We start from the raw sequence: 8,676 nt of genomic DNA, 5'->3' as shown, positions 1-8,676 counted from the left end.
CCCCAAAAGAGAAAAATTCTCTTCTGGAGTTTGTGAATGTGGCTCCCTTATTTCAACAGATAAAATGTCTCATCAACACCATTTGACAGAGAGCCTATAGTTTCCTTACAAAATCGGCTAAACTAAAATCCCAATCTTTCGCATTCGGGCGACTGATATGCTATAGTTTCCTTACAAAATCGGCTAAACTAAAATTGAAGCGGGCGTAACTGCTGCATTCGCTGAGCTATAGTTTCCTTACAAAATCGGCTAAACTAAAATCGCTTCAAGTTCCTCTAAGTGATTCTGCACGCTATAGTTTCCTTACAAAATCGGCTAAACTAAAATCCAACTCCTGGAGGATGCGCGCCGTATCAGGCTATAGTTTCCTTACAAAATCGGCTAAACTAAAATTACGTTCGCGTTTTATCGTTAAACAACAGGGCTATAGTTTCCTTACAAAATCGGCTAAACTAAAATTTGCCTTCCAGTGTGATGATTCTGTCCTCAGCTATAGTTTCCTTACAAAATCGGCTAAACTAAAATCAACACCTATTACACTGTGCTTGATGGTAAGCTATAGTTTCCTTACAAAATCGGCTAAACTAAAATGCCCCGCTTTTTCAGCAAGCGGATGTTATTGCTATAGTTTCCTTACAAAATCGGCTAAACTAAAATATAAAGTCAGCGTCATCATTGACCATGTGGGCTATAGTTTCCTTACAAAATCGGCTAAACTAAAATGCACGCGATCGAATTTATCGAACGATACTGGCTATAGTTTCCTTACAAAATCGGCTAAACTAAAATGAAGTTCAAGTATTGGTTTATAAATCTTTTGCTATAGTTTCCTTACAAAATCGGCTAAACTAAAATCGCGGATATATTCTTCCGTGGTCGCCATGAGCTATAGTTTCCTTACAAAATCGGCTAAACTAAAATGATTTTTTTGTTAATCCCGTTGACAATGCGGCTATAGTTTCCTTACAAAATCGGCTAAACTAAAATTATCTAGCCTTTGATACACACTGGTCATTCGCTATAGTTTCCTTACAAAATCGGCTAAACTAAAATTGCTCACAATTCGGAATGTCGATCGGCTTAGCTATAGTTTCCTTACAAAATCGGCTAAACTAAAATTGTTCTCGTCATCGAGCAATTTATCCAACAGCTATAGTTTCCTTACAAAATCGGCTAAACTAAAATCGTTCGACTTCAGCAGTGAAGCCATTGATCGCTATAGTTTCCTTACAAAATCGGCTAAACTAAAATTAATGCACGCCGATATAACTTTGAGCAACTGCTATAGTTTCCTTACAAAATCGGCTAAACTAAAATATAATGAAAAAGTCAGTAAAGTAAATACTAGCTATAGTTTCCTTACAAAATCGGCTAAACTAAAATTCGAAAACCTTGCAATTGGCACTTCAGGACGCTATAGTTTCCTTACAAAATCGGCTAAACTAAAATAATTTTTAGTTGGATGAGGGAACACTCGGAGCTATAGTTTCCTTACAAAATCGGCTAAACTAAAATAATCCGCATCAATCACGCCTGTTCCGTTGGGCTATAGTTTCCTTACAAAATCGGCTAAACTAAAATAGTATCAGGAAATTGAAGCAACACAAGCGAGCTATAGTTTCCTTACAAAATCGGCTAAACTAAAATTTCAAAATATAATTTCTGTAAAGATAGTTGGCTATAGTTTCCTTACAAAATCGGCTAAACTAAAATCCAAGCCATCCCATGTACCATCTAGCAGTGGCTATAGTTTCCTTACAAAATCGGCTAAACTAAAATTCCCAATCGGGCGCCGCTCCCTCTTTTGAGGCTATAGTTTCCTTACAAAATCGGCTAAACTAAAATCACTACTCCGGCATTGTGGACACCGCATGAGCTATAGTTTCCTTACAAAATCGGCTAAACTAAAATTGGTTAACAGGTTCAAACCTTGGATTATTAGCTATAGTTTCCTTACAAAATCGGCTAAACTAAAATTAGTACCAGTTTCAGGAAATCAATCCTGTGGCTATAGTTTCCTTACAAAATCGGCTAAACTAAAATTAACTGATGTCGGCTTTACCAGGCTTGACCGCTATAGTTTCCTTACAAAATCGGCTAAACTAAAATCCCATACCGAATTTCGCGCCGTTTGATTCCGCTATAGTTTCCTTACAAAATCGGCTAAACTAAAATAGACCCTGTAATGGGTGAGTATATCATTATGCTATAGTTTCCTTACAAAATCGGCTAAACTAAAATGACTAGCTGTGGATGGTACCGTAAGTGCAAGCTATAGTTTCCTTACAAAATCGGCTAAACTAAAATGGCAGGTCGGACATCCCGGTTGTGGGTGTGGCTATAGTTTCCTTACAAAATCGGCTAAACTAAAATTGTTGGAAATTGACCGTTTTGATCTTCCGGGCTATAGTTTCCTTACAAAATCGGCTAAACTAAAATTTCTGGGCAGATACAGAACTCAAGTGAATGGCTATAGTTTCCTTACAAAATCGGCTAAACTAAAATTATAGGAATGTTCTTCTAATAGCCTGATAGGCTATAGTTTCCTTACAAAATCGGCTAAACTAAAATTTGCCCTGCGTAACATACGCGGTCAGCTTCGCTATAGTTTCCTTACAAAATCGGCTAAACTAAAATCAGACAAGCTACAAAAAACGCACAGGCCGCGCTATAGTTTCCTTACAAAATCGGCTAAACTAAAATAGCGTGCTGGACTTTCTAGCAACTCAAATTGCTATAGTTTCCTTACAAAATCGGCTAAACTAAAATATCTCGCGCGAAAAAGCCCTTCATATCAACTATAAAGGGCCGTTTGGCGTGTCTAAAATACGGACAGATTGCTGGAATCCAGCTTCTCTTCTATGGGTGAAACGCCACCTACCAAAACTTTCATTTCACTAAATTGCTTTTCTGTCAAGGTAATCAACCTGACAGAACCCTTTTCTGGAACTTTATCTTCCAAGCGCAACAGATATTTATTCACCATGTCTTTTCCGTTACAAATCCGATAATAAACCGAAAACTGCATCATTACATATCCCTCATCCAATAGGTACTTCCTAAATTTTGTTGCAATTTTTCTTTGTTCTCTCGTTTCCACGGGTAAGTCGAACATAACCACCATTCTCATAAAGCGGCTACTCATACTCGTGCGGTCGCAACGGAACCAATTCGGGTAATTTCAAATTGGTCGTTGTGTTATTTCTGCAACAATTGGTGTAGGAAGCTACCGTTTTTCGGATTGCATTGGTAAGGGAATGTAATTCATTATCGATTTTTACTTCTGTAAACAATAAGGAAACAAGATCACGTTTGTAAGAGGAAGTAAGAACTTTTTCTTCGGGATCAACATTTTGTGCTACCCATAAATCTACATATGGTCTGAACGGCTCAATCAGATCATCCGCAAGATTGAATGCATTCAGTTCATTGTGGTGATGGATCCCGAATGCTGGCTCAAAACCATATGCACACAGATCCCTAGCAATCGCTCCGCGCACTATGGCGTAACCGTAATTCAGTGCTGCGTTATGAACTGTTTCGTGCCTGCGATTAAAACTTGTATCAAATAGCGAACGAAAGTACAGAGCTGCTGCACTTGATTCTCTGAAAGACTTATCCCCTTCCAAAACTTGTGTAGCCAGTTGATTCAATTCAGCCACATTGGGAGACGAGGTCAACTCCAAGCACCTAGCTTGATTCAATACTTTTTGTCGGATGATTTTTTGCCAAGTCCTATCTTTGAATCGTTTAGTTACTCCCATCTGGTTCTGTAAGATGACTAGCTTTCTGGAATGATTCCCAAGTGGATTCAAAACAGCACATGGCATATGCTGCTTATTGCATGTATAGAGGACAACTTGATTTTCTGCCAAAAAAGAAATGGTTGGTGCTGTTAAGGTACATTGCAGATTATCAATTACAATACTATCAATGTCATCCACGGGGATCGAAATATCTTGATCCTGTGAAATAATCAGTTGACGATTTTTGATACTTAATCGGGCTGGATTTTCTATATAGATATTTCGAAACCCCATCGCTGTCACCTCTTCATATTGGAAAATGTTTGTCTGGTTCTCTCTCTTACTTTGCTAAGATTTCCTAAATAATCTACTTGCATTTTTTCAATATTAAGTAGAGTAGCAATTCCAACACCCCTGGCAAAAAATGAATTATCATTTCCTAAAATATAAATATTCCCACTGGCTATATCTGCACTATTATAGTAACCAATGAATTCGGTCACCTTTTCTTGTCCCACATTTCCTCCATTATATGTTAAAGGAATTCCCTTTTTATGTTCAACACGAACAACATCATTCTGATACAGTGAAAACATAAACTCATCCTCTTCTGACAGTTCATACCAATCTTCATAATTTTTATGAGCAACGCAGCCCTTATTAGGCAATTCTCTAGAAACGGTATCTTTGACATACACAGGCACAAACACATATTTCTTCGAAGTCCGGAAAACATCTATGCGGATCATTGACGGCCCATTACCTGCCATCGCTTTGCCATCATTTAGAACGGCTTGCAGCGTAGATTTTTGTACGACTTTCACTTTTCGAATCGTATGTTCTTGTCCGTTTTCTTGTACATAGGTGAATACACCTTCAGGGAATGCTTTTTCGCCGCTGCCGCCATTCTTCTCAAGCTCAGCCTTCAGCGCATTGTACGCCGGCATCCAACCGTTATCTTCGGATTTATAAAATTCCGCATTTCCGGTTCCGATTTCTCCGTTCTTGTTCAATTTGAGTTTGCTGATGCTGACGCGGCTGATTGCTTTACCTTCATGCAGCAATTTCCCGCTGCGGATCGTATCCAGATGCGCCGGTCCTGTAATCTTCTTATTCGGTCTTCTCACCACAAACATCGGTTTGAGTTTTTCGATTTCTGCATCGGTATAGGTACCCAATGTGTTCTTGATATTCTTAATCAGTTCCTTAGGATTATCTGATAAGCGGGCATTCAATTCATCCCTGAACCCTTCCCAAGGCTGTGGAAAAGCTTTGCTAAACATTATTTCGTATTCTTCACGCTTTTCCAAGCTCATGCTGGCAATATCTGATTCCAGAGTATCCGCATTCCACAAGGTTTTGTTATATTTTACCTCTTGGCGCTTGCTGTACATCGTGACTTTCCTTACAAAGGCAGGTGTCATGCAGCCAACCACAACGGCATCCATCGCATGATGACGGTCATTGTCGCGATGTTTTGGACTGAGTCCCCAACGTGCGCGCATTCTGGCAGTCACAATCCCGTTGTTAACGGCAACCTTCTCGTCGATGTTTTCCTTTTCCGAAAAATGGATATTCTGTTTGAAATAGTTACGCAATAGTCTGGCGATGTATCGTGTGTCGTTGATGTTGCGTAATTTCCATTCTTTTACATCTTCAGTACTCATTTTCTTCTTCAGAAGTTTCTCGCGTTTATGAAAATTACGGATTGTGCCTGCGATGTTTTCCAAACTCTGGATGCGGATCGGATCATTCGCCAGATATTCCATCGGGATGCGGTTCCCCTTTTCCCGGTTGGCGGCTGAACTGACCAGCACCTTGTTCCCGAAACTGTCGTCAAAGGAAATGCTGTATGGAATAATATGATCGACATCATAATGGCCATAGAAAACTTCTTCATAAGGGATATACTGACCGGTATAAGGGTCCATATTTCCTTGTTCTTCCCACAACTTCAACCTGGTAATATTCTCTCCGTTGACGGATATGCCATTTTCGCGTAACTTGTTCGCTATTCGTTCATTTTTCGCCATATTCTCTTTTTGGTTCTTCTCAATTTTTTTACGTTCGTCGAAGTTCTTTCCAAGCTCACGAGAGAACTCAATATTGATTGCATCCGGTTTGCCATACTCGCGGATCAACTGGTTCACGACCTTGATACACTGGCTGACGGCACGTTTCACGACTGGATTCGACACATTTTCATGGATGAAGGCTCTGTCTATTGCGTTGTGTTTAAAATCGTACCCAGCAGACTCTGCGGCTTTATCATATGTTAGCCCCATCTCTAAATAAGGGATGATGTTTCGCATGGCTTTCAAGGATAGATGCCCATATTGCGTCATCGTAAGCGGCAATAACGCTTCAACTTGCTCGCTCGTCAAACTAAGCCTGTCAGCGAATACTCTGCGGCGGCTCTTATCGCTGGAATAAGTCGTCAGGATTGTGCCGATTTCATCCTTCAGGCTCTCCGGCATCGCCTCATAGATGTCCTTGCCTAATGCTTTGCGTACTTTTTCATAGCTACGCAGGGCGACAAAGTTCGTCGTCTTCTCAGTTTTTTCTTGTTCGGTCTTGCTACCATACGAAAGCAAGTTAAACTTCGCTTCCGGTTCCAGCTTCAACATTTTTTTTATTTCTGCATATTGCAGCTTATCCTTGCTGAAGGCTTTATCAATGATCAATTGCCTTTGATCAGGATTCAATTCTTTCCAATCATCGCCAACAAATTCCTGAATTTTCAAGTTATTCAGTTTGCTCAACAATTCAAAATTCTGGAAAGTATACGTACCTTTCGCCGCACGGTGTTCTTCTTTCTCAAACGTACACCAGCCGATCATCTTCTCGATTTGATCACCACCGTAAGGGCTCCCCTTCCCAGGGCCTTCGTCAAAATCGCGTTGTGCGGTAAAGATGCCGGCCGCTTCGCCTTCCCTATTTCCGGTGAATTCGTCTTCGAACGCATCTGTCAAAGCATCATTTCCGAATGCGCGTTGCGCGGCAACGATTTGCTTGATTTCATCGACGACCAAATCGCGCTGTGCCGTTCCCAGGTAACGGTCTTTGCCATCCTTATTGCGTTTATGTTCTTCGTATTTCGGATGCGCATGCATATATTCACCCAAAGTACGATAAGTTCCTTCTTCTAGAGCCGTTTTAATTTCACTGATGGCAGATAAGACTATGCCTATTTCAGCATCGGCCTTCTCTGCCTTACGATTCGATTTGAAGCCACGATGTCCCGCAAAGAAATAGAGTATCCGGAATAGTTCTTCGTTTGTAAGCTTCCGATCCAACGCTTCTGTCCGCAGTTCATAAATCGTTTTGTGCCCTAATTTTTGATTGAAAATATTCTCAATTTCTTCGCTCGTCAATAAACCATGACGAATAAACAAGCGTTTCGTTCTATATTTACGGAACTTGGTACGGCGTGTCCTTCTTCGGGAACCTCTGTTGCCTCTACGAGGTGCTGCCAAAGACTCGCCCGATTGTGGATTTTCCGCAGCCGGAAAGATGACCGAGTTCAATGTTTCTATTTTGTAAGGAATCCCAGCTTCATCCGTCCGCAAGACAGCATACCCGACCGAAGTGATCCCCACATCCAATCCTATTTTGATTCCCATTTACAGGCCTCCTGATTTTTCGATTCATGTCAATATTTTAATAATATCTTACCAAAAGAAAACGTTTTATACAACAAAAAAAGGCCTCCGAAGAAGCCTCTATTGCCTATAGCAATACTTATTCAGTCCAAAATCCGCATCAAATCATAGTTACGGTACTTCCTGTTCCTGATTGTGCTCTCATCCGCGTACAAAAGACCGGCATCAGATAGAGCACTCAATCCCTTTCGGGCAGTTGCAGGGGACATGCTCAAATTTTCTGCAACGCGCGCTGCAGTTGTATAAGGATCAGAAAAAGTATATAACCATATATTTTTCTCCGACTCAAGCGTACATAATTTCAGTCCTTTAAAGCCCAAATCCTCTGCAGCTTTTAATTTGCTCAACAAAGAATCCGCCATCCGTCCACAGGCGGTGATAAAAAACTTGATCCAAGAATACCAATCAGGGTTGTCTCCTCTTACCCCGTTCAGCATGGCATAATAGCGAGCACGTTCTTTTTCCAACTCTTCGCTCACAAAGAATACCGGGACATCCACCAGATCTTCTTTAATAGCGATAAGAGCAATCAGAATTCTTCCCAACCTGCCGTTTCCATCCAAAAACGGATGAATCGACTCAAATTGAGCATGCATGACAGCCGCTTTAATGATTGGATCGCATTCTTCATCAAATACGAATCCGTCCGTTTTGTTGAATTTACGGAAACTACTGTGAGGAACGCCATTCATGTAAAAATCTAAATTCTCCATGTATTCATCGATTTCATTTGCCGCAATCGGAATATACACAGCATCCTCTATCCTGTTGCTGGGACCTATGAAATTCTGTATTTTTCTGAATTCGCCGCCGGATGCGTTGGAACCTCGCGCATTTTCCATCAAAGTCCGGTGCAATTCTTTTATCAGACGTGTGCTGATGGGATAGCCTGTTTTGATACTTGAAGCTCCTTGCTTCAAGGCTTCCTGATAATTGAGTACTTCTATATTTTCCCAACTTGGATTCTTACTGCCTCTTTCTTCTACCATATCCGTAAAAGTGACTTGTGTTCCTTCGATTCTGGTGGATTGCACAGATTCGTTCAGAGAGAACATGCTGACCATGGCATCTTTCACAATGGAGTGGCTAAACTCGCTTTTCATTCCACCTATTGTTCTGTTCACTTCTGCCAATAATCGGAAAATTTCCAGCGCTTTGTCGTTCGGTACAACGATTGGTAATTTGGCTAGCCCTTTTTTCCCCATGAAATCCCTCCTTAAACTGAATCATCACTGTTATCGACTTTCAAAAAAAATCAAAAAGATAAC

The 8,676-nt window shown here is 40.7% G+C and carries 4 protein-coding genes and 1 CRISPR repeat array; all 4 genes read right to left on the bottom strand.

Annotated elements, in window-relative coordinates; translation table 11 throughout:
* Positions 1-93: 93 nt before the first annotated feature.
* Positions 94-2,769: a CRISPR direct-repeat array (repeat unit 36 nt; unit sequence GCTATAGTTTCCTTACAAAATCGGCTAAACTAAAAT).
* A 52-nt stretch (positions 2,770-2,821) separates the two neighbouring features.
* On the bottom strand, positions 2,822-3,130 hold the full coding sequence (cas2, locus tag C8U37_RS10500; protein ID WP_245879824.1) for a CRISPR-associated endonuclease Cas2: 309 nt from the start codon (positions 3,128-3,130) through the stop codon (positions 2,822-2,824).
* A gap of 7 nt (positions 3,131-3,137) precedes the next feature.
* Entirely contained in the window at positions 3,138-4,040 is a 903-nt protein-coding gene (gene cas1, locus C8U37_RS10495) for a type II CRISPR-associated endonuclease Cas1 (RefSeq protein WP_108033176.1), read from the bottom strand.
* Positions 4,041-4,045: 5 nt separating this feature from the next.
* Positions 4,046-7,369, bottom strand: coding sequence for a type II CRISPR RNA-guided endonuclease Cas9 (gene cas9 / locus C8U37_RS10490; protein WP_108033175.1), 3,324 nt, complete (start codon positions 7,367-7,369; stop codon positions 4,046-4,048).
* Positions 7,370-7,491: 122 nt separating this feature from the next.
* Positions 7,492-8,613 carry a Fic family protein gene (locus C8U37_RS10485; RefSeq protein ID WP_108033174.1) on the bottom strand — a complete coding sequence of 374 codons (1,122 nt, stop codon included), beginning with the start codon at positions 8,611-8,613 and terminating at the stop codon, positions 7,492-7,494.
* Between the last annotated feature and the right edge of the window lie 63 nt (positions 8,614-8,676).

It is taken from the genome of Trichococcus patagoniensis (assembly GCF_003051085.1).
In the GTDB taxonomy this organism is placed as follows: Bacteria; Bacillota; Bacilli; order Lactobacillales; family Aerococcaceae; genus Trichococcus; species Trichococcus patagoniensis.
This window is presented reverse-complemented; position numbering and strand designations above follow the sequence as displayed.

Bases quoted from the DNA above. Each gene is read 5' to 3' on its own strand.
- cas1 (WP_108033176.1), bottom strand. From the start codon at position 4,040: ATGGGGTTTCGAAATATCTATATAGAAAATCCAGCCCGATTAAGTATC.
- cas9 (WP_108033175.1), bottom strand. From the start codon at position 7,369: ATGGGAATCAAAATAGGATTGGATGTGGGGATCACTTCGGTCGGGTAT.
- C8U37_RS10485 (WP_108033174.1), bottom strand. From the start codon at position 8,613: ATGGGGAAAAAAGGGCTAGCCAAATTACCAATCGTTGTACCGAACGAC.
- cas2 (WP_245879824.1), bottom strand. From the start codon at position 3,130: ATGAGAATGGTGGTTATGTTCGACTTACCCGTGGAAACGAGAGAACAA.